This is a genomic window from Croceitalea marina, from assembly GCF_042684265.1.
In the GTDB taxonomy this organism is placed as follows: Bacteria; Bacteroidota; Bacteroidia; order Flavobacteriales; family Flavobacteriaceae; genus Croceitalea; species Croceitalea marina.
Genome location: NZ_JBHULB010000012.1, coordinates 45,086 through 67,562 on the forward strand (window position 1 = coordinate 45,086; position 22,477 = coordinate 67,562).

Consider the following 22,477-nt stretch of genomic DNA (forward strand, 5'->3'; position numbering starts at 1 on the left):
CTATAATTCTTTAATTTTTATATTTCGGTAGGCTACAATATCACCATGATCTTGCAAGCCTATCTTACCTGTTTTATACTTCCCAAAACCATCCCATGTGGCAAATTTAGAATCGGATACCATTTCATCCCAAAGAGGTCCGTTTACAGGGAATCTTCCTATCTCCTTGCCGTTTAGAACAACACTGCCTTCGTTGGTATTATGATTTACGGTTAATACACAGGTATTCCATTCCCCTGCAGGTTTCACAGCTTGTGAATCACTCGGCGGAACCATATCGTAAAGGGCACCCGCCTGACGAGTAGGACCGTTTTTAGCATCGGGATGCCTTTCATTATCGAGAACTTGAATTTCCGGACCTGTTTCATAAGGTTGCCCGTATTTTTCATCTTCTAGAATTCCCCAAAAAATACCACTATTTCCTCCTTCAGAAATCTTCCATTCCAAAGAGAGTGTAAAATTCGTATACTCATTATCCGTAACAATGTTATAGCTTTCTCCATCTCTTTCTTTAGGTGGGTAAAAAACCATTGCCCCGTCTTCGATTTTCCATGGGTTAGTGACCTCTGAAGCCCTATAATAATGCCATCCGTCAAATGAGGTTCCGTCAAAAATAGAAATCCATTCAGACTTACTTACTACGAATGGGTCTTCTTCTGAAAGTACTTCTCTTTCTATATCAGTTGCTTTTTGTTTCTCTTTACAAGAGAGGGTCATCAACATTACAATAGTGAAAATTGCTAAATTTTTCATGTATTTTACTTTTCCGCTAAAATTAGGACTCAAGACCTCAGTATCTATTTTTTTTCTACGAACGACATCTCTAAAGAGTATTAGGGAACTAAATACCTAATATCTTCTTTAATACTTCTTTATCGATATCTCCACCGGCGAAATCATCAAAGGTTTTTTGAGTGGCTTCAATAATATGATCTTGAATAAACTTCGCACCTTCTCGCGCACCTTGTTCAGGACTTTTAATGACACATTCCCATTCCATTACGGCCCAAACATCACATCCATACTGTGTTAGTTTTGAAAAGATGGTTTTGAAATCAATTTGACCATCACCTAAAGAACGGTACCTCCCGGCACGGTCTTGCCAATCGTTGTATCCACCAAAAGCGCCCTTTTTACCGGTTGGATTAAATTCGGAATCCTTTACATGAAAAGACTTAATGAATTCATGGTAATGGTCTATGTATGTAATATAGTCTAGCTGTTGCAATACAAAATGACTTGGATCATAGAGTATATTTACACGCTTATGGTTATTCGTGGCCGCTAAAAAGCGTTCAAAAGTATCCCCATCATGCAGATCTTCACCCGGATGTATTTCATAACAGACATCTACCCCTTCTTCATCAAAATGGTTGAGAATGGGCATCCAACGTTTGGCCAGTTCTTTAAAACCCATTTCAACAAGACCAGCAGGGCGCTGAGGCCATGGATGCATGGTATGCCATAACAATGCTCCAGAAAATGTAGCGTGAGCGGTTATGCCTAATCTTCTACTTGCCGTTGCGGCTTTTTTAACCGTTTCGACCGCCCACTCAGTGCGCTCTTTTGGTTTTCCCTTTAAATAATCCGGCGCAAAATTATCGAACATTAGATCATATGCGGGATTCACTGCTACCAACTGCCCCTGAAGATGTGTCGAAAGTTCAGTAATCTCAAGACCATATGAGTTTATTTTACCCTTTAACTCATCACAATAATCTTGACTCTCGGCCGCTTTATCCAAATCTATTAGAAAAGATTCCCATGTCGGTATTTGTATGCCCTTATACCCCAAATCTGAAGCCCATTTACACATTCCGTCCAATGTGTTAAAAGGAGCTTTACTGTCTACAAACTGTGCTAAAAATACTGCGGGACCTTTAATTGTCTTCATTAATATTACTTTTTTAAGTTTTGGGTTTTGCTAAAAAAAATGCCGATTATACCCTATATTTAAGAAATAAATAATGGCTTTCTTACCTTATTCTCATGAAAGCTATAAATATAATGATTAGCCAATAATTAAATAGCACTATTTTGAATCAAGAAACTGTTTACGATGCCATTGTTGTAGGTACCGGAATAACCGGCGGTTGGGCCGCCAAAGAACTATGTGAGAATGGTTTAAAAACCTTGGTCTTAGAACGCGGACCGATGGTAAAGCATATCGAAGACTATAAAACCATGAACGATGACCCCTGGGATTATCCTTTTAAGGGTCAATTAACAAGGGAGGATAAGAAAAAATATGCCAAACAACTAAGGGTTGGCTGGGCCCCCAGAGATGATGTAAAACACTTTTTTGTAAATGATTTAGAGCACCCCTATCAAGAGACCAAACGTTTTGACTGGATTCGTGGATACCAAGTAGGCGGGCGTTCTTTAACTTGGGGCAGACAAAGCTACCGCTGGAGCGATATCGATTTTGAAGCCAATTTAAAAGAAGATATTGCCGTAGACTGGCCGGTGCGCTATAAAGATATTTCTCCTTGGTATGATAAAGTTGAATCGTACATTGGTGTAAGCGGTGAAAAACTCGGTTTAAAGCAGCTTCCTGATGGCCAGTTCCTTAAACCAATGGAATTAAATTGTGTCGAAAAGGACCTTCAAACTGCCATGAAAACCAATTTCGAAGATGGACGCCTTTTAACCATAGGTCGTGTTGCACATATCACCGAAAATGATACGAAAATAGAAGGAAGAAGCCCCTGTCAATATAGAAATCGCTGTTGGCGAGGATGCCCGTTCGGAGGTTATTTTAGCAGTAATTCTTCTACTTTACCAGCGGCAGAACGGACCGGAAATATGACCCTACGCGCAAACGCTATTGTGCATGAAGTTGTATATGATGAAAATACCAAAAAAGCTACTGGTGTTAAAGTGGTTGATGCTGAAACTGGAGAAGCATTAGAGTTTAAAAGTAAAATAGTTTTCTTATGTGCTTCTGCCATGGCGTCGGTTGGAATTTTATTGAATTCTAAATCTAAAAGTTTCCCAAATGGGTTGGGCAACAATTACGACGAAGTCGGGCGTAATATCATGGACCATCATTATCAATTGGGGGCGTCGGCCAAAGTCGATGGTCATCTTAATAAGTACTTTAAAGGTCGCAGACCTAACGGATTTTACATCCCCAGATTTGTAAACCTAGACGACAAAACAAAACGTAGCAACTTCTTAAGAGGTTTTGGATACCAAGGAGGTGCAAACCGTGACAATTGGAGCGATATGGTGGCGGAGTTAGGCCATGGCGCTGCTTATAAAGAAGCGATGTTAAAGCCCGGAGGTTGGCGCATTGGAATGACCGGTTTTGGCGAGATGTTGCCGCATCATGACAACCGTGTTACACTTAGCAAGGATAAAAAAGACAAATGGGGACTGCCTCAACTAGATTTTGACGTTGAGTTCAAAGAAAATGAACTTAATATGCGAGAAGCCATAAAAGAAGAAGCTGCTGCTATGCTAAAAGCAGCTGGTTTTAGAGATATAAACACCTATGACAATGCTACGGGGCCGGGTCTAGGAATTCATGAAATGGGTGGTGCTCGTATGGGCTGGAACCCCAGAACATCTGTTGTAAACAAAAATAATCAAGTACATGAAGTACCTAACGTATACGTTACAGACGGTGCTTTTATGACTTCTGCCAGTTGCGTAAACCCTTCTTTAACCTATATGGCTTTTACGGCAAGGGCAGCCAACCATGCCGCAGAACAGTTTAAATTAGGTAAATTCGCTTAATTAATTTATAGTAAATGGATAACACCTCTGCAAGGAACCTTTGGGGAGATTTTTTAGACAAACACACTGAATTTGCTTTTGAAAAGGCACCTCAAGTAGGCTATTTTGGAGATAATGAAAAAGATGCCAATACTTTAGCAGAACTAGTAGCCAAAGATATCAAAAGAGCAACTTCCCACTCCCTTTTAGGCCTTCAGCTTCGAGCGGAACCGATGCCTAAAATAGGTGATTTTTTTGTTGTTACGGATTGGCAAGAAAAAGCGAAATGTTTGATTCGTACTACCTCGGTCAAACTGCTTCCTTATTTTTCAATTCATTCAGAGCATGCTCGCTTAGAAGGAGAAGGCGATAAAAGTCTTGAATACTGGAAAAAAGTGCACTGGGATTATTATACTCGGGAGCTAGAACCGTTTAATAGAGTGCCAAGAGAAAGCATGATTGTTGTTTTTGAACGCTTTGAGCTTTTGTTTAAAAGATAATGGCCGCACTAGGCGACCATTATTGTATTTGAGGCAGGGTGTAAGAATAGAAACTAATCCAAATCTATCCAAACGTTTCCTTTTTTATGGGAAGCAACGGTGCTTTCTATAAAGTTCATGCCACGAACACCATCTTTCATGGTCGGGAATTCACCATCGTTATATTTTTCTCCTCGAATTGCTTTTGCAGCTCCTAAATAAATATTCGCCATAGAATCAAAGATTCCCTCAGGGTGGCCTGGTGGTAATTTAGTTCCTGACAACGAAAGTTCAGAATTATAAGCATGACCTGGCTTGTAAACTTGCAGTGGCTCCGTATCACTCATCTTATATAAGAAATTTGGTTTTTCTTGTTCCCATCTAAACGCGCCTTTTTCACCATAAATAGCTATAGCTAAACCATTTTCTTCACCAGTAGCTACTTGACTAGAGCGTATTACACCTTTTACATGGTCATCCATTCTAACCAATACAGTACCATCTACGTCCATTTGATTGTCCTCGTATAGATAGTTGAAGTCACACAACAGAGACTTTATTTTTAGGCCGGTAGTAAATTCAACCAGGTTGAAAGCATGAACCCCAATATCGCCCATACAGGAGCTTATACCCGCTTTTGTGGGATCTAGACGCCATACCGAAGACCTTTTTTCCTTATCGTGAATAATGGTATTAATCCATCCTTGATAATATCTAGCATCTACTTTATGAATTTTACCAAGAGCTCCTGCTTTTATCATTTCTCGCATTTGCCTTACCATAGGGTAACCCGTATAAGTGTGGGTCAAGGCAAAAACCTTTCCAGATTTTTGATGTGCTTCTTCCAGAATTTTAGCTTCTTCATAATTCATGGTCATGGGTTTCTCACAAATCACATGAAAACCATTATCTAAAAGCTTCTTGGCCATTGGAAAATGAAGAAAATTAGGTGTTTGTACCGAGCATACTTGTATTCGCTCATCTTCAGGAAGTTTTAGTTCTTCTTCAATAAGAGTGTCAAAATCTTTATAAATACGATTTGTTGGAATATCAATCTCTTTCGCAAAAGCAATGCTTTGCTCATGGTCTGGGTTAAAAACGGCCCCTACAATTTCATAATTATCATTTATTTGAGATGCTACTCTGTGTAAGATTCCAATTAATGAATCTCCTCCTCCACCTAAAATTCCTAATCTAATTTTTTTTGGCATTTTTATTTCAATGTTTTAAGCGGTTTTTCTTTTTTTCATATAAACGTATAATCCTATAAAGGCAACTATTAGAATTGCTGGTAAAATAGACATTGTTCTTAAAGCTTCAATAGGATTGGCATTATCCATTAGATTACCCATTATTGGTAAAACTACTGATACGGACAACATTCCTGCTCCACCCATTATAGATAATCCTAAAGCACCGGTTTCTGGTAGATACTCTGCTACAAAACCTAACATAGTTGGCCAGAAAAAGGTAACCCCAACGGCAAAAACGGCTGCTGCTACAAATGTCATTCCCCCACTTGTTATAGTTAATAACCATAGCCCTATAAAGGTAAATATTGCTGAAAATAATAACATACCTGCTGGCTGTAGCTTATGTATGACCTTACCTGCAAAAGCTCTTCCCAGAGCCATAATACCATTAATAAAAGCTAGTACCAATAAGGGTACTGCAACCGACTCTTTTAGTAAGGACTCTATACGCTGCGTAGTTCCTAATTCGGAGGCGGCCGTTAAAAACATACATAACACCATAAAAATAAACAGTGGCTTTCCTAAGCTAGCAATCATTTTATTATTACTAACTCCCAATTGCACGCGTTCTGTAACGGGGAAATTTTGTCCTAAAAACATAAAACCATAAATCACCAATGGAATAAATAATACTCCTACCATAACCTGCCACCCTAGTCCCATAACATCCATTACTAACCAGCCGACTAAGGATCCAATTACTATTCCACCTGGAAACCAGACATGAAAGCGATTTAACATCTTAGTCTTATTCTCCGTGTACATAGATGCTATCATCGGGTTAAGCGCAGCTTCCACCATACCATTGCCAATACCAACAAAAAGTGTAGCTATAAACAATGACATCTGGTCTTTGGCTAAAATTGTCCATACAATCCCAATAGCATGGGTAATAAACGCAATCCATGTGATTTTCTTAATACCAAGAGAATCAACTAGTGGTCCTCCAACAATCATTGCAATTGTAAAGCCCCAAAAAGCAGGTGTAAATGCCCAGCCTATTTGCTCTAGAGTAAGGCCCACTCCTTCCGGTCCAAAAACAGTTTCTAATCTGGCTCTAATTGCAAAAGTCATAGATGTTACCAATAAGGCAACACAGGAGGCTATAAATAGTCTATTCTTATTAATATTATCCATTTTAATTTATTTAATGATTAGGTTGGTCATTCTTTATACGCTACGTTTTCATTCTTAAAAAATAAAGCAAATAATATTAGGACTCCCAATGCAAATAGGGCAGGGAATGTCCAGATATTTTTCCAGTTATGTACGTTTTCTGAAATTAGATAGGTGTCCGTAATTTTACCTGCAACCCAAAAACCAATTAGCATCCCAACTCCATAAGTAGCCAGTGTGATTAAGCCCTGAGCAGCGCTCTTATATCTTTCACCTGCCTTAGTGTCCGTATAGATCTGACCCGAGACAAAGAAAAAGTCATAGCAAATACCGTGTAATGCAATGCCCAGAATTAACATGAATGCTAATTCTCCTGAATCTCCGTATGCGAATAACAAATACCTTATCAACCATGCGACCATGCCAAACAAAATTGTTTTCTTAAACCCGAACTTCTTGAAGAAGAAGGGCAATAATAACATAAATAACACCTCTGATATCTGCCCAATGGACATTTTAGCAGCAGGGTTTGATACTCCAATTTCTCCTAAAAATTGTCCTGCGTGCTGGTAATAAAATGCCAAGGGAATACATATTAGAACAGAGGCTAAGAAGAAAATTAAAAAATTTCTATCCTTAAGCAGTTTTAAGGCATCCAAGCCAATTATATCCCCAAAGGAAATCTTCTCTCCTTTAGCAATTTGTGGTGGAGTTTTAGGTAAAGTAAAACTAAATAGACCTAGTATTGCCGATGCGATAGCCACCATTAAAAAGGTGTTCTTAAGAAGCCCTTCTTGAACACCTTGTTCACTATCCCAACCTAAATAACTTATTGTTAAACCAGCAATAATCCAACCTATCGTTCCAAAGACCCTTACAAAAGAGAACTCTTTCGCTGGGTCTTTCATCTGGTTGAACGAAACAGAGTTTACCAAAGCCAATGTAGGCATGTACGCTATCATATACCCCAGCACATACGGATAGAACACCGAGAAATCTTGCGCATGCGCGAGCCGATACATTAAAAAAGCACCTATTAAATGAAGTACTCCTAAAATACGTTCCGCGTTAAAAAACCTATCCGCAATTAAACCAATAAAAAAAGGTGCTACTATTGCTCCCCATGATTGCGTAGAATAAGCTTGGGCAATATCTCCTCCACTTGCTTCTAAAGTATTGGGTAGATAGATTCCCATAGTTACGAACCACCCTCCCCAAATAAAGAATTCAAGGAACATCATTAAAGATAGTTGAAGCTTGGTTTTAAAATTCATGTGAAAATTAAGTTGGTTGGTTATCGTTTATATGAAATATAATCCAGATTGCCCGGCTCTATATTATTTGTTCTAAAATTGGCTAAAATTTGACCTCGATGGTGTGTTGAATGATTAATTATATGAAACAAAACATCTTTTAGTTCATTTGCAAAAACACGTCCTTCGGTTGTTTCATAATCTACACGTTTCTCAAAATCATCGCTATTGGTGATAATCTCAAATGTAGTCCGTTGGTTTTCGTAATGAATATCACTCCAAGTTTCCAAGGCATGTATTTGCCAAACATCGTATTTATGCTCTTTACCCAATAAACGCATATTCCAAATATGATGTGCGTTAAGCACATGGCTAAAAAGAGTTACCGTTTGTTCTGGAACTTCATCAAGTGCGGAACACTTCTCTATTAAATTCTTATTACAGTAAAAATTATAATCGAATAGTTGGTTAAATAGTGATTTCATATTTGAAAACTGAAACTAAATAAGTTGTCCGGCTACCTTTATTAATAAATCTTTAGTTGCTATAATTCCTTCTTCTTCATTTAAGGCATCTCCTTCATATTCTACCCCAACAAAACCGTTGTATCCTGCTTGTTTTACTATCTGCATCATTTTTACATAATCGATTTTGACTTCATTTCCATTCTTATCAAAATCATACGTTTTCGCACTTACCGCTTTAGCGTAAGGCATAAGCTCTTTTACGCCTTGGTATATATCATATTCTTCTATACATGCAGAGTCGTAATAACCCCCGGACTCTCGTTTCACGCAAAAATTACCAAAGTCGGGTAACGTACCACAATTATCTAAATTTACCTTTCGCATAACTTCAGCCAGCCATGAACCATTAGAAGAAGGTCCACCGTGATTCTCTACAATAATGTTCACATTTTTATCTTTGGCATAGGTTGCGAGTTGGGTCAGCCCATCGACCGAAGCTTTAACCCAAGGTTCTGGTTCCATTGTCCCTTGCAGGTTCACACGAATTGAATGACAGCCCATGGCAGCGGCAGCATCGACCCATTTATGGTGGTTTTTCACAGCCTGTGTTCGTTTATCTACATCAAGTGACGCAAGTGGGCCTTCACCGTCAATCATAATCAAAAGATTTCTTAGACCGTGTTTTTTTGCCTCTAGGTTATTCTTGTCGACAAAATTTTGCATGGCCTCAACCGAATAACTTTCAGCCTCCAGTTCATCTCTATATAACTGGCTGACATACTCCAAACCTTTGAACCCCCATGATTTTGCTTTTTCAGCAAAAAGGTAGGGATCCAGACCTTCTTCTCTAATCATTCTATGAATAGACCATTGCGCTAATGATAATTCAAAAAAGGGGTTTTTTTCCGCAACTTTTACCGGTTTTTCAGCAGCACTATCTTTAGTTTCTTTTGAAGATTGTTTGCACGCATGAATTCCTAACAATGAAAAAGCAATACCCGCTTTGGCCCCATTCTCAATAAACCTTCTTCGTTTCATATTGGCGATTCAAAATGCTAATGCTTATCAAATTAGGATTTACTACAACGTTATAGTGCTAATTTCCCAATAAACATAGGGATTAAATGTAGAAAATTAATTTAATATTTAATACTTTTAGAGGATAAACAATGAAGTATACATGAGTAAATTCTATTACAATGATGAACAAGAATCGTATGATGCGATTGTTGTCGGAACTGGCATAAGCGGAGGTTGGGCCGCTAAAGAATTGTGTGAAAATGGATTGAAGACATTGGTCTTGGAGCGTGGCCCTATGGTCAAACATCGTGAAGACTACCCTACCGCCAATATGGACACTTGGGATTTTCCGCATAATGGAGAACCTACGAGAGAAGATGTGGCCAAACAAGAAAAACAGAATAGAACAGGATATACTACAAAAGCGGCCTCAAAACACTGGTTCGTGAACGACCTTGAACACCCGTATAATGAAACCAAGCGTTTTGATTGGATGCGTGGGTACCACGTTGGTGGGCGTTCTATTATGTGGGGTAGACACAGCTACAGATTTAGTGATATTGATTTTGAAGCCAATAAAAAAGAAGGTGTTGCCATAGATTGGCCGGTACGCTACAAAGACATAGCACCTTGGTATGACAAGGTAGAGTCTTATATTGGCATTTCCGGTGAACTTTTAGGACTGCCCCAACTGCCAGACGGACAATTTACACCAATGATGCCATTGAACTGTGTTGAAGACCACGTACGTAGCAAAGTGGCCGAGCACTTTGACGGAAGAGTAATAACTGCAGGGCGTGTAGCTCACATAACAGGAGACAAAAAGTTTGAAGGCGATGGCCGTTCTAAATGTCAGTTCCGTAATAGATGTATCAGAGGCTGCCCTTTCGGAGCATATTTTAGTAGTGTTTCTTCTACACTACCTGCTGCAGAAGCGACCGGAAACATGACACTTAGACCAGATTCAATCGTACATGAAGTCATTTACGACCCAAACACCAAAAAGGCTACGGGGGTAAAAGTTATTGATCGAGAGACCAAAGAAACCTATGAGTTTAAAGCGAAGGTGATTTTTCTATGTGCTTCTGCCGTTTCATCTACTTCTATACTCATGCAATCTAAATCTGACCGTTTTGAAAACGGACTTGGAAATGATTCTGGTGAACTTGGTCACAACATCATGGACCATCATTTTAAAGCTGGCGCCAGAGGTAAAATAGATGGTTTCGATGATAAATATTACAAAGGAAGAAAACCTAATGGCATCTACGTGCCAAGATTTAGAAACGTTGGCAGCAACACCATGAAAGACTTTACCAGAGGTTACGGATACCAAGGTGGCGCCGGTCGAGGCGATTACGAAGAAATGGTTGCTGAAGCTAATTTTGGAAAAGCCTATAAAGATGCTATTTTAACTCCTGGTGGATGGAATATGAATATGTTAGGCTTTGGTGAAATTCTTCCTTATCATGAGAATAAAATGACCCTTGACTATGAAAAATTAGACCAATGGGGTCTGCCAACAGTGACTTTTGATGCAGAGATCAGACAAAATGAGTTGAACATGCGTAAAGATATGATCGATCAAGCGGCTCAAATGCTTGAAAAGTCTGGAGCGCGCGAAATAGAAGGTTACGATGACACCTATGCCATTGGTCTTGGTATTCATGAAATGGGTACAGCTAGAATGGGTAGCAATCCTAAAACATCGGTTGTAAACGAATACAATCAAGTACATGCCTGTAAGAATGTATATGTAACCGATGGGGCTTTTATGACCTCTGCGGCATGCGTAAACCCTTCATTAACCTATATGGCCTTTACGGCAAGAGCAGCGAATCACGCGGCACAAGAACTTAAAAAAGGAAACATCTAATGGAAAGAAGATCAGCACTTAAAAATATGGGTATGGTATTCGGCTATGCCGTTGCTACACCAACTTTATTAGGACTCGTACAGAGTTGTAAAGACAAGGCTCCATTTGCAGAATGGGTACCTAGTTATTTTGAGAAGGATAAAGGTTATGCTTTAGCTCAAATGGTTGATGTTATTCTTCCAAAAACAGATACTCCTTCTGCTACGGAAGTTAATGTACACGTATTTATCGATGAATTCGCCAAAGAAGTACTTCCTGAAGAACAACAAGCATTCATGAAAGTAGTAATGGATAAATTCATGAACAAGGTAATGACCGACGCTGGAAAAGATAGTTTGGCCGACCTTGAAGGAGCAGACTTTGAACCTGCTTTAAACAAGTATTTGGCAAAAAGATCGAAAGAAGAAGAAAAAGCACATGGGGAAGCTATTGGAGATTATATGGAAGCCATAGAAGCTGGAGAATCTGCTACGTTAGATGAAGATGTTGCTTGCTTTGAATTTGCTGGCAATATTAGAGGAGTAGCCACTTGGGCTTATAAATCATCTGAGTATATAGGTGAGGAAGTTCTTGCATATTTACCCCTACCTGGCGAATATATTGCCTGTGGAGACGTAAATGAACTAACACAAGGCAGAGCTTGGTCTTTATAACTTAGAACAATCTATTCAATATAAGCCCCTTTCTAAGATAGAAAGGGGCTTTTTATTTTAAAATGCTAAATCTTCGTTAATGGTGTAAGATTTTCAATTTTAGTACGTTCATATATAATAAGTTACAATTTCTACAACGTTTTCGTAATCTAAAAATGATTTTGAATCGTACTTATCATAAGAAAGCATTTAAATGGACAAGTATTTAATTTTTTTGGTAATCTATTTGGGCATGTTAGCAATATCTGCTGTGGCCTTTAGATTATTTGTTAGAAAGTAAAGTCTTTCTCTTCTATAACGAAAACGCCCTAGGAAACTCTTCTGTGGGGTGAGCTTACCTAGGGCATTTATCAAATAAACACTATCACACTATGATCCGCACATAAGGCAATCGTCGTCTGCTTGACCTTCTTTTGCCCGTGCAATCATCTCTTTCATTTCAGCAGCTGTCATTGGCTGAATATCAACTTCTTGTTGCGCTACAGGAGTAGGGTTCACTTTTATGTTCTCTGCAGCTTTTGGATCAGCTGCTGTAACTTCCGCTTCGGCAGCGACACTTACTGGAACCTCTTTCTTCTTGGTATTGTCCAAGGTAAACTTAATAGCATCCACTGCAGCTTTCGTTCTTAAATAATACATTCCTGTTTTTAAACCGCTCTTCCAGGCATAGAAATGCATTGAAGTTAGTTTTGAGTAATTCGCATTTTCCATAAACAAGTTTAAGGACTGGCTCTGGTCAATAAAGTAACCTCTGTGTCTAGACATATCAATAATGTCTTTCATACTTAGCTCCCAAACAGTTTTGTACAAATCTCTAATCTCTTGCGGTATTGTTTCTATATGCTGAATAGAACCGTTAGCACGCATGAGTTCTTGCTTCATATTCTCATTCCAGAGACCTAGATTAACCAAGTCTTCTAAAAGGTGCTTGTTCACTACGATAAACTCCCCAGAAAGTACTCTTCGCGTGTAAATGTTGGATGTATATGGCTCAAAACACTCATTGTTACCTAGTATTTGAGAGGTAGATGCAGTAGGCATAGGTGCTACCAAAAGTGAATTTCGAACACCGTTCTTTTTAACTTCTTTTCGAAGTTTGGCCCAATCCCAGCGGCCAGAAAGCTCTTCGTCTTTGATACCCCAAAGGTTATGTTGAAAATCACCATCAGAAATCGGAGAACCCTCATAAGAAGAATATGCTCCCTCTGCCTTGGCCAACTCCATAGAAGCGGTAACTGCCGCAAAGTATAACGTCTCGAATATCTCTTGATTCAATTTCTTGGCCTCATCACTTGTAAATGGCATACGCAACATGATAAAAGCATCCGCTAGACCCTGAACGCCTAAACCAATGGGTCTATGGCGCATATTCGAGTTTTCAGCCTCTTTAACAGGGTAGTAGTTTCTATCTATAACCTTGTTCAAGTTTTTGGTAACTCTTTTCGTAACCTTAAATAATTCTTTGTGGTCAAAAGCCCCATTTTTAACAAACATTGGCAAAGCGATTGATGCCAGATTGCAAACAGCAACCTCATCTGGAGATGTATACTCTAAAATCTCAGTACACAAGTTAGAAGAACGTATCGTACCCAAGTTCTTTTGGTTACTCTTACGGTTGGCAGCATCTTTATACAACATGTACGGTGTACCCGTTTCAATTTGAGATTCAAGAATTTTTTCCCAAAGCTCGCGGGCTTTTACCGTCTTTCTGCCTTTGCCTTCAGCTTCGTATTTTGTATAGAGTTTCTCAAATTCTTCACTATGATTGGTGAAAAGACCCGGACATTCATTAGGGCACATTAAAGTCCATTCTTCATTGGCTTCAACACGTTTCATAAATAAATCCGATATCCACATGGCATAGAATAAATCACGCGCCCGCATCTCTTCTTTACCGTGGTTCTTTTTCAAATCTAGAAAGTCATAAATATCTGCATGCCATGGTTCCATATAAATGGCAAAGCTGCCTTTACGTTTTCCACCACCTTGATCTACGTAACGTGCCGTATCGTTAAATACTTTTAGCATTGGCACAATTCCGTTCGAAGTGCCGTTTGTACCACCAATATACGATCCTCTTGCGCGTACGTTATGGATAGATAAACCGATACCCCCCGCCGATTGTGAAATCTTTGCGGTTTGTTTTAAGGTATCATATATGCCATCAATACTATCTTCTTTCATTGCCAATAAGAAGCAAGAAGACATTTGCGGTTTTGGTGTTCCGGAGTTGAATAAGGTTGGTGTCGCATGTGTAAAGTACTTCTTTGACATCAACTCATAGGTTTCTATAGCAGCATCCAAATCATCAACATGAATACCTACCGAAACACGCATTAGCATATGCTGCGGACGCTCAGCGATTTGACCATTAACTTTCAACAAGTAAGAACGCTCCAATGTTTTAAAACCGAAGTAATCGTAGCCAAAATCACGGTTATAAATTATAGTAGAGTCTAACTTTTCAGCATTTTCAGAAATCACTTTATAAACTTCATCTGAAAGTAAGGGCGCTTTTTTTCCGGTTCTAGGATTTACATATTCATATAAATCTTTCATCGTCTCTGAAAAAGACTTTTTCGTATTCTTATGTAAATTCGAAACGGATATCCTCGCAGCCAGTTTTGCGTAGTCAGGATGTGTAGTAGTCATCGTTGCCGCAATTTCTGCAGCTAGGTTATCAAGTTCAGAAGTAGTAACCCCATCGTACAAACCCTCTATTACGCGCATGGCGACTTTTAAAGGGTCTACAAGACCGTTAAGACCGTAACATAATTTTCGTACTCGAGCTGTAATCTTATCGAACATTATCAACTCTTTTCTTCCGTCTCTTTTTACTACATACATGTGGCTACTTTGTTTTTTTGTTTATTAAAATATATGTTCGCTAACGCTAACAAGATTTACTTGTCGGCATTACTTGGTAGGTTTTTTTGCTTTGGGGCAAAAAAGGATTAAAGTGCTTTCTTTAAAGAAATCTCCTTTGAACAATACTTATTTAAAAGTCTGCGTCAAAACTAATTTTCTGCGCATCCTCATCTTTATCCTTATTCAATACACCCGCTTTTTGGTATTCTGAAACTCGCTTTTCAAAGAAGTTGGTTTTTCCTTGTAGCGAAATCATATCCATAAAATCAAACGGATTGGTGGCATTGTATACTTTATCACACTCTAATTCAACCAATAATCTATCCGTTACAAATTCTAGATACTGGGTCATTAACTTCGAGTTCATTCCTATGAGACTAGCTGGCAAAGATTCTGTTATAAACTCGCGTTCGATATTCAAAGCATCCGTTAAGATTTGAGTAATACGTTCTTTTGGCACTTTGTTGATCAAGTGTTTGTTATGCAAGTGTACCGCATAATCACAGTGCATACCCTCATCTCTTGAAATTAGCTCATTAGAAAATGTAAGGCCCGGCATTAGTCCTCTTTTCTTTAACCAAAAGATAGAGCAAAAGGCTCCTGAAAAGAAAATTCCTTCTACCGCAGCGAAAGCGATCAAACGTTCTGCAAAACTTGGAGATTCTATCCAGTTTAATGCCCAATCTGCCTTTTTCTTGATTGCCGGAAAATTTTCAATTGCCTTGAACAACACATTTTTCTCTTTTTCATCTTTCACATAAGTATCTATTAAAAGAGAATAGGTTTCTGAATGGATGTTCTCCATCATAATCTGAAAACCGTAGAAGAACTTCGCTTCGGCGTATTGTACTTCGCTCACAAAATTCTCTGCCAAATTCTCGTTTACTATACCGTCGGACGCTGCAAAAAAGGCTAGAATGTGTTTGATAAAGTAACGCTCATCATCATTAAGTTTTTCGTTCCAATCCGTAAGGTCTTCACCCAAATCAATTTCTTCAGCCGTCCAAAAGCAAGCCTCACATTTCTTGTACCATTCCCATAAATCATCATGCTTGATGGGGAAAATCACAAATCTGTCTTCATTTTCTTCTAAAATAGGCTCAATAGCAGCTGACATAGTGTTTTATTTAAATTTTTATATAGGATTGAAAATTACCTTTCGGCAGGGACCAACAAAGATTCAAAAATGTAACCGAATTGTAAAGTTTGTTTTATGTAATTGCCCTCAAAGTTTTTAACACAAAATGTTGAAATCTAGGCTCGCAAGCGATGTACAGTACATTGTAGAAATTAAATCTATTTATAACTTTCTTATGTTAAAATGAACAAAATAAAAAGACCAAAAGGTATCTTAATTAAGATACCTTTTGGTCTAAAAAATTATCACCAAACCGTACGGCCCAGTCATTGTATACACTTCTGCTATTAAGATTGGGTAGTTCCCCCGAAACCCTCACCTAGAACCTAAGCTTTAAATGACCTAAATTATATTTTCACACATACCGTTGGCATGTTTGGTTGGCCGTACGCTGGTTGATATAACATTTGTTGCTAAGTCTAATTTTTATATTCAACAGCTGCAATCTCATTTGAATCTTGCAAAGTTCTGTTTTCACTTATAGCGGCAAACACTAAAGCAATAAGCAAAACCACAAATAATATTAAACTCTTTTTCATTATTGGCTATATTGAGTTGTTCTATTTCAAAAATCCTCTTCGAAGATATAAAGCCGAACAACTGATTATTTTGTCAATTGTATAAATGGCAGAGAATCATGTATAAATGGATTCTAGAGAAATTATACAACTATACCTTGATTTTTAAGTCGTTACACCCCTTTCAATAGAACTATTTGCTTTTTCATACCAACTATAATACATATCATCCCATTAATACATATTTTTAAACGCACTATGCGTTTTTGTCCTATGTTTATATCTTAGTTTGTACTTATGTTAGAAGCTGTAATTGTAGACGATGAAATAAAAGCCCTAGAAAGTCTTAGCTGGGAACTTACCAATCTAAGCGATGAGGTTAAAATTGTTGCATCTTTTACCGATGCGCATAAAGCATTGGATTATTTAGCCAAAAACACCCCAGATTGTCTCTTTTTAGATATTGAGATGCCGGTAATGGACGGCTTTCAATTTATTAAAAACCTAACCAATACAAAGTTTCCGGTAGTGATTACCACTGCATACAACCAATATGCATTAAAGGCATTGAAAAACGAAGCTATAGACTACCTTCTAAAACCCATAGATTCTAATGATCTAAGTGTAACCATAGAAAAAATTAAAAAATACAATTCTAGAAACTATACTGCTGAAAAATTTGAAAAAATATTACTGAATTTTAACTCCAATTCATTGGACAGAAAGATTACGGTCAATACGGACGGGAAACTTTTGTTTTTAGAAGCCGACGAAATTTTATACGCGGAGTCTGATGGTAATTATAGCACCATATTTCTGGCGGACGGACAGAAGATTGTTTTGACCAAAAAGCTAAAGGAAGTAAACGCTTTGCTACCTAAAGATTCTTTTTTCAGAATACATAACTCATTTATAGTAAACCTAGGCCAGATTAAAGAGTTTTTAAAAACCGATGGTTATGTGATACTAAAATCTAACCATAAAATACCTGTGTCAAGACAAAAGAAATCAGATTTTTTAGATTTGTTATAAATGCTCTGAATGCCAAACCATCAACTACCTCACTTTATAAAAAGTTACCGTCATTCTTGCATCACATTGTTGATCGCTTTTTTATTGCTTTTCTGCCCAACCCTAAAAGCACAGGACATCCCCGAAGATTTTAAGGAAAAAGTTCGCGATTTAATTAAAGATGCACCTAAATCATATGGGGAACTAGATACCGCATTAAAGCGTTCAAAAAGAGATACCACCTTACTTACTTACTTTTTAGAAGAGGCTAAATCAAACAATTATCTTGAAGGTCAAACCTATGCCCTTAACCAATTAGGAACCGCCTTTAGAAACTTGTCTCAACTCGAAAAAGCCATCATACTACATGAAAAAGGGCTAGCAATAGCAGAAGAAATAGAAAGTACCGATTTTAAGATTTTAAGTTTAAACATGCTAGGTGTAGTCTACAGAAGAAAAGATGCCATACAAACAGCATTAGGTTATAATCAGCAAGCCTTGGAGATTGCAGAAACGGTGTCAAATAAATCAAAGCATGTAAAGAGGAGTATAAATGTTGCATTAAATAGTATTGGCAATCTGTACCAAACCTTAGGCCAATACGATTTAGCAATTTCTCAATTTAAAAGAGCTCTTGAACTAGAAAGAGAATTAAGCAATAAATTAGGCCTTGCCATAAATAATCAAAATATTGGGGACTGTTACGAGCAAAAAGGAGAGCTAGAAGAAGCGCTCCAATACTACAGAAAATCTCTAGCTTATAATGAAGATATAAATTCTGACTATGGTCGAGTCATTTGTAAAAATAGTATTGCCCGTATTTATACAAAACAAGGTATGCCCAATGCAGCTTTGGTAATTTTTGAACCACTACAAAAACAAGCCCTCAAGATTGGGGATAACTTCATAAGCTCATCTGTTTTTATTAATACCGGACACGCCCAAACTTCGATCGGCGAATACCAAAAAGCAAAAAAAAATATCAGTTATGGTCTTCAACTGGCAGAAGAAAGTAATATGCCGGCACTTATTATCGCTGCAAAAAGATTTTTATCTAGTCTAGCCGAAAAAACCGGTAACTATAAAGAAGCTTTAAAATATCAAAAAGAAGCCGAAAGTTTCGAAAATACAATCGTAAATCAACGTAATCTTAATTATATCAGTGAGATTACCTTACAATACGACAACGAGAAAAAGAACAGTGAGATAGAATCACTTGCTCAAGAAAATGAGTTGTCTAAAATTAGACTTCGAAAAAATCAAACTACAATTCTTGTTGCTGCTTTGACCCTTGGTCTAATAGGCACTATGCTTTTTATAATGTATAGAAAGTACCATTCCGATAATGAGAAAAAAGTGTTAAGTCTCGAGCAGAACATGTTGCGTAGCCAAATGAATCCGCATTTTTTGTTCAATTCCTTAAATTCCATTAAGCTCTACATCATTAACAATGACAAAAAGAACGCTGTTCACTACCTCAATAAATTCTCTAAACTGGTCAGAAGGATTTTAGAAGGTTCTTCCCTAAAGGAAATCTCATTAGCTGAAGAAATAGAAACCGCAGAGCTTTATCTGAATATTGAGAATATTAGATTTTCGGAAGAGATAAAATTCGAGATCGATGTTGCCAAAGAAATTGATTCGCAACAAGTAAAAATACCATCTCTTGTATTGCAACCTTTTCTTGAAAATGCAATTTGGCACGGTTTATCATCAAAAGAAGGTGAAAAAAGAATCTGGCTCAACGTATACAATTATGACAAGTATCATATTGCAATTGACGTTATAGATAATGGGGTAGGAAGAAACGCTTCTGAAAAAATCAAGGAAAATCGGGTACTAAAACGCAAATCTGTAGGTATTGATATTACAACGGAGCGCTTGGCCAATTTTTCTAAAGACTATGAAAACGATTTTGAAGTAGCCATTGAAGATTTAAAAGACGAAACTGGAGGAGCCGCTGGAACAAAAATCACACTCAAAATTCCTACGATTTAGCGTGTTCTTCGGCCACTTCTGAAAGCTCTTTATACCAAGCTTCGCCAAATTTTCGAATAAGGGCCTCTTTAACAAACTTATATATAGGCACTTTTAGCTCTTTACCCAGACTGCAAGCCGCATCACAAATTTCCCATTTATGATAATTTACCGCAGTAAATTCAGAATATTCGCGTATTCGAACGGGGTACATGTGGCAAGAAATAGGCTTTTTCCAATTGGTAGCTCCGCTATTGTATGCCTCCTCTAGGCCACATTTGGTGATGCCTTCTTCAGAAAATGTAACATAAGCACATTCATTATTGTTCACCAAAGGAGTCTCCCATTCACCGTCATCGCCCTTTACAAAAGTTCCTTGTTCTTCTATCGCCTTTATGCCCTCTAACCTAAGAAACGGCTTTACGGCATCAATAATATCATCTAAAATAACTGTTTCATCGTCATCTAGTGGAGCTCCAGACGCACCATCAACACAACATGCCCCTTTACAGACATTTAAATTACAGACAAAATCGTTCTCTATGATTTCTTCGGAAATTAAAGTTTTAGCTATCTGGAACATGTTATAAAACGGAAAAGGATTCTTTTTAAAGAAGGTAAATTTAAAACTTTCATTTTATACACATTCGTATAATCTAAATACTTGCTTTTAAACGTAAATTTGCACGAATTTTTAAGTAAAGCATAAAATGAACTTTAATTTCAAAGAGATTGTTACCGCTACGATGGTTCTTTTTGCGGTAATCGATATTTTGGGTAGTATTCCCATAATAATTGGGCTCCGCAAGAAAGTTGGGCACATTCAATCAGAAAAAGCGTCAATAGTCGGAGCTTGTATCATGGTCGCTTTTCTATTTGTGGGAGAGAGCATTCTATCTTTAATCGGTATTGATGTCAACTCATTTGCGGTTGCCGGTGCTTTCATTATTTTCTTTCTAGCCATTGAAATGGTATTGGGCATAACATTATACAAAGATGACGAGCCAGAAAGTGCTTCGATCGTACCTATAGCATTTCCACTTATTGCTGGTGCAGGTACTCTGACTTCATTACTTTCACTACGCGCCGAATATTATGTTGAAAATATCATCGTAGCCATTGTCATTAATGTCATTTTCGTTTATATCGTGTTAAAATCTTCGGTTAAAATCGAGAAAATTCTTGGTGCAACCGGATTGAATATCATAAGAAAGGTTTTTGGCGTAATTTTACTGGCAATAGCGGTAAAACTATTTGCCACTAACATTAATGCATTATTAAATTAACCCAGAGCGCCATGAACAAAACCCTCACCCTTATCTTAATTATTATTGCTTTAGGATTAATTGCCTACAATGTGACCTTGCTAGACTTTAATAATCTATTTGATGGAGATAGTTTAATTGCGGCTATAGGTATTGTGGCCTCATTATGCGCCATTGTACTATTATTGATATTTATGACCGCTAAAAAGATTGAAGAAAAAGTGAAGAAAGGCTAATTCTGAGACTCTATTAAATCTGCCTCTTGTATTTCTAGCGTTTCATTGTTCAGTTCTAAAATCTTACGGAGCATTTTGTCTTCAGAACTTTTAATCTCTGCCGCTAGATTAGGTGAGTACATTTGTTCTGCAATATTTGCCTTTAAATAACGCTTTATTTTCTCGTCTTGGCCATAGAAATCCATCTTTACATTTAGGCTTAAGGCATAATCTACGAACCTTTCAAAGATGATATCGTCAACTTTATAATCGTTCATAAATTCATTTTTCGGGTAGTTCGCAAACCTAGTTCTATCCCTTTCTAGAAAGCGAAAAACAAAATCAGAAAAATAGCCCCTGTTGTCCAAACTTTCCACTCGTTCTTCTTCTAAAGTACCAATGGGCACGAATACATCAGGAATAATACCTCCACCACCATATACTATCTTGCCTTTTGGAGTCTTAAACTTTAAAGAATCCGCTACTTTGATACTATCTACAGAAACCAGTTCGCCGCTATTGTAACGTTCCATAAATTTTTGATAGTAGTCTTTGTGACCCTTATCATATGACTTTTGAATAGAACGCCCCGTTGGTGTATAGTAACGTGAAACCGTTAATCGTACGGCTGATCCATCTCCTAAATCCATCTCACGCTGCACTAGGCCTTTTCCGAATGAACGCCTGCCAACAATAGTTCCGATATCATTATCTTGTAGTGCACCAGCAATAATTTCGCTGGCAGAAGCTGAACGCTCATTAATCAACACATATACTTCCTTATCTTCAAAACTCCCTTTTTTGGTAGCAAACGCTTTGTTTATGCGTCCTTTTTTGTTCTTGGTATATAAAATAAGCTTTCCCTCTTTTAAAAATTCGTCCGCTAATTTTTCAGCTATCCCAAGATATCCGCCAGGATTGTCCCGTAGGTCCAACACCAGTTTTTGCGCACCCTTTCTTTGAAGTCTATTTAAAGCCTTTTTAAACTCATCAAAAGTAGATTCTGCAAATCGGTTTATTTTTATATAGCCCAAATCACTAGATAGCATAAAGTTTGCCTCAACACTTCGAATGGGAACCACACCACGTGTCACATTTACAAAAAAGACCTCGTTTTCAGGCTTTTTAAGCACTTTAAGGCGAACTCTTGTGCCGCGTTCTCCCTTTAGCTTGGCAATTAACTCACTATTCAATATTTGCTTGCCGAAGAGGGTATCCTTATCCGCCATTAAGATTTTATCTCCGGCCTTTATTCCATTAACATCGCTAGGCCCATCTTTAATTGCCCTTACCACGGTTATGGTATCTTTTACTCTCTTAAACTGTATGCCGATACCCACAAAATCACCTTTCATATTTTCGGCAACGGCTTCCATTTCACTTTTTGGTATATAAACCGAATGGGGGTCAAGTTTGCCTAAAATATTGTTCACCGTAACGTCTACAATGCTATCGGTATCAATATCATCTACATACTCATAATCGATATAATCTATTAACCGATTAAGCTTATCTTTTTTTGAATTGGTAGAAAAAAGTTTTTCTGGTGAATCATTAAAGTGGAGTTTACCACCAATGAAGATACCAATGGCAACTGCCAATGCCAATAAAGTGGGCAATATATAACTGTATTTCTTTTTCATAGCTT

At 37.7% G+C, this 22,477-nt stretch carries 19 protein-coding genes; 8 read left to right on the plus strand and 11 right to left on the minus strand.

What is annotated here, in order from left to right:
- Both ACFSQJ_RS10045 and ACFSQJ_RS10050 read right to left on the minus strand, forming a co-directional pair.
- The gene (locus tag ACFSQJ_RS10045) at positions 1-753 is read right to left on the minus strand and encodes a 3-keto-disaccharide hydrolase (RefSeq protein WP_377766829.1); all 753 of its coding nucleotides are present in this window, start codon (positions 751-753) and stop codon (positions 1-3) included.
- An 88-nt stretch (positions 754-841) separates the two neighbouring features.
- Positions 842-1,894: a sugar phosphate isomerase/epimerase family protein gene (locus tag ACFSQJ_RS10050; protein ID WP_377766830.1), complete on the minus strand. Its 1,053-nt coding sequence runs from the start codon at positions 1,892-1,894 to the stop codon at positions 842-844.
- Between the two features lie 143 nt (positions 1,895-2,037).
- Here ACFSQJ_RS10050 and ACFSQJ_RS10055 point away from each other — a divergent pair, with 143 nt between their 5' ends.
- The gene (locus tag ACFSQJ_RS10055; protein WP_377766831.1) at positions 2,038-3,741 is read left to right on the plus strand and encodes a GMC oxidoreductase; all 1,704 of its coding nucleotides are present in this window, start codon (positions 2,038-2,040) and stop codon (positions 3,739-3,741) included.
- Between the two features lie 14 nt (positions 3,742-3,755).
- Positions 3,756-4,220 carry an ASCH domain-containing protein gene (locus tag ACFSQJ_RS10060; RefSeq protein ID WP_377766832.1) on the plus strand — a complete coding sequence of 155 codons (465 nt, stop codon included), beginning with the start codon at positions 3,756-3,758 and terminating at the stop codon, positions 4,218-4,220.
- Positions 4,221-4,273: 53 nt separating this feature from the next.
- Here the strand turns inward: ACFSQJ_RS10060 and ACFSQJ_RS10065 are convergent, their stop codons facing one another.
- From ACFSQJ_RS10065 to ACFSQJ_RS10085, 5 genes are read right to left on the minus strand one after another with little or no spacing between them, the layout of a single operon-like run.
- The gene (locus tag ACFSQJ_RS10065) at positions 4,274-5,410 is read right to left on the minus strand and encodes a Gfo/Idh/MocA family protein (RefSeq protein ID WP_377766833.1); all 1,137 of its coding nucleotides are present in this window, start codon (positions 5,408-5,410) and stop codon (positions 4,274-4,276) included.
- Positions 5,411-5,425: 15 nt separating this feature from the next.
- Positions 5,426-6,589 (minus strand): MFS transporter, encoded by a 1,164-nt coding sequence (locus tag ACFSQJ_RS10070; RefSeq protein WP_377766834.1) that lies wholly within the window; start codon positions 6,587-6,589, stop codon positions 5,426-5,428.
- A 26-nt stretch (positions 6,590-6,615) separates the two neighbouring features.
- Positions 6,616-7,842 (minus strand): nucleoside permease, encoded by a 1,227-nt coding sequence (locus ACFSQJ_RS10075; RefSeq protein ID WP_377766835.1) that lies wholly within the window; start codon positions 7,840-7,842, stop codon positions 6,616-6,618.
- Positions 7,843-7,862: 20 nt separating this feature from the next.
- Complete coding sequence (locus ACFSQJ_RS10080) at positions 7,863-8,306, minus strand: DinB family protein (RefSeq protein ID WP_377766836.1); 444 nt, start codon at positions 8,304-8,306, stop codon at positions 7,863-7,865.
- Between the two features lie 15 nt (positions 8,307-8,321).
- Complete coding sequence (locus ACFSQJ_RS10085) at positions 8,322-9,326, minus strand: sugar phosphate isomerase/epimerase family protein (RefSeq protein WP_377766837.1); 1,005 nt, start codon at positions 9,324-9,326, stop codon at positions 8,322-8,324.
- Positions 9,327-9,468: 142 nt separating this feature from the next.
- On the opposite strand from ACFSQJ_RS10085, the gene ACFSQJ_RS10090 reads away from it, so the two are divergent.
- Complete coding sequence (locus tag ACFSQJ_RS10090; RefSeq protein ID WP_377766838.1) at positions 9,469-11,184, plus strand: GMC oxidoreductase; 1,716 nt, start codon at positions 9,469-9,471, stop codon at positions 11,182-11,184.
- Positions 11,184-11,837, plus strand: coding sequence for a gluconate 2-dehydrogenase subunit 3 family protein (locus ACFSQJ_RS10095; RefSeq protein ID WP_377766839.1), 654 nt, complete (start codon positions 11,184-11,186; stop codon positions 11,835-11,837). The genes ACFSQJ_RS10090 and ACFSQJ_RS10095 overlap by 1 nt, the downstream gene beginning before the upstream one ends.
- Before the next feature lie 369 nt (positions 11,838-12,206).
- Here ACFSQJ_RS10095 and ACFSQJ_RS10100 read toward each other — a convergent pair whose 3' ends face one another.
- The gene (locus tag ACFSQJ_RS10100; RefSeq protein WP_377766840.1) at positions 12,207-14,684 is read right to left on the minus strand and encodes a ribonucleoside-diphosphate reductase subunit alpha; all 2,478 of its coding nucleotides are present in this window, start codon (positions 14,682-14,684) and stop codon (positions 12,207-12,209) included.
- 151 nt (positions 14,685-14,835) lie between these two features.
- Positions 14,836-15,822: a ribonucleotide-diphosphate reductase subunit beta gene (locus ACFSQJ_RS10105; protein ID WP_377766841.1), complete on the minus strand. Its 987-nt coding sequence runs from the start codon at positions 15,820-15,822 to the stop codon at positions 14,836-14,838.
- Positions 15,823-16,658: 836 nt separating this feature from the next.
- Here ACFSQJ_RS10105 and ACFSQJ_RS10110 point away from each other — a divergent pair.
- Complete coding sequence (locus tag ACFSQJ_RS10110) at positions 16,659-17,393, plus strand: LytR/AlgR family response regulator transcription factor (RefSeq protein WP_377766842.1); 735 nt, start codon at positions 16,659-16,661, stop codon at positions 17,391-17,393.
- 9 nt (positions 17,394-17,402) lie between these two features.
- A complete protein-coding gene (locus ACFSQJ_RS10115; RefSeq protein ID WP_377766843.1) occupies positions 17,403-19,370 on the plus strand; it encodes a tetratricopeptide repeat-containing sensor histidine kinase in 1,968 nt (655 codons plus the stop codon).
- On the opposite strand, the gene ACFSQJ_RS10120 is transcribed toward ACFSQJ_RS10115, so the two are convergent.
- The gene (locus ACFSQJ_RS10120) at positions 19,360-19,932 is read right to left on the minus strand and encodes a DUF3109 family protein (RefSeq protein WP_377766844.1); all 573 of its coding nucleotides are present in this window, start codon (positions 19,930-19,932) and stop codon (positions 19,360-19,362) included. The two genes, ACFSQJ_RS10115 and ACFSQJ_RS10120, sit on opposite strands and share 11 nt — an antisense overlap.
- A gap of 127 nt (positions 19,933-20,059) precedes the next feature.
- Here ACFSQJ_RS10120 and ACFSQJ_RS10125 point away from each other — a divergent pair, with 127 nt between their 5' ends.
- Both ACFSQJ_RS10125 and ACFSQJ_RS10130 read left to right on the plus strand, forming a co-directional pair.
- Positions 20,060-20,635: a MarC family protein gene (locus tag ACFSQJ_RS10125; RefSeq protein WP_377766845.1), complete on the plus strand. Its 576-nt coding sequence runs from the start codon at positions 20,060-20,062 to the stop codon at positions 20,633-20,635.
- A gap of 11 nt (positions 20,636-20,646) precedes the next feature.
- The gene (locus ACFSQJ_RS10130) at positions 20,647-20,850 is read left to right on the plus strand and encodes a hypothetical protein (protein WP_377766846.1); all 204 of its coding nucleotides are present in this window, start codon (positions 20,647-20,649) and stop codon (positions 20,848-20,850) included.
- Here the strand turns inward: ACFSQJ_RS10130 and ACFSQJ_RS10135 are convergent.
- Entirely contained in the window at positions 20,847-22,472 is a 1,626-nt protein-coding gene (locus ACFSQJ_RS10135; protein ID WP_377766847.1) for a S41 family peptidase, read from the minus strand. The genes ACFSQJ_RS10130 and ACFSQJ_RS10135 overlap by 4 nt on opposite strands.
- Between the last annotated feature and the right edge of the window lie 5 nt (positions 22,473-22,477).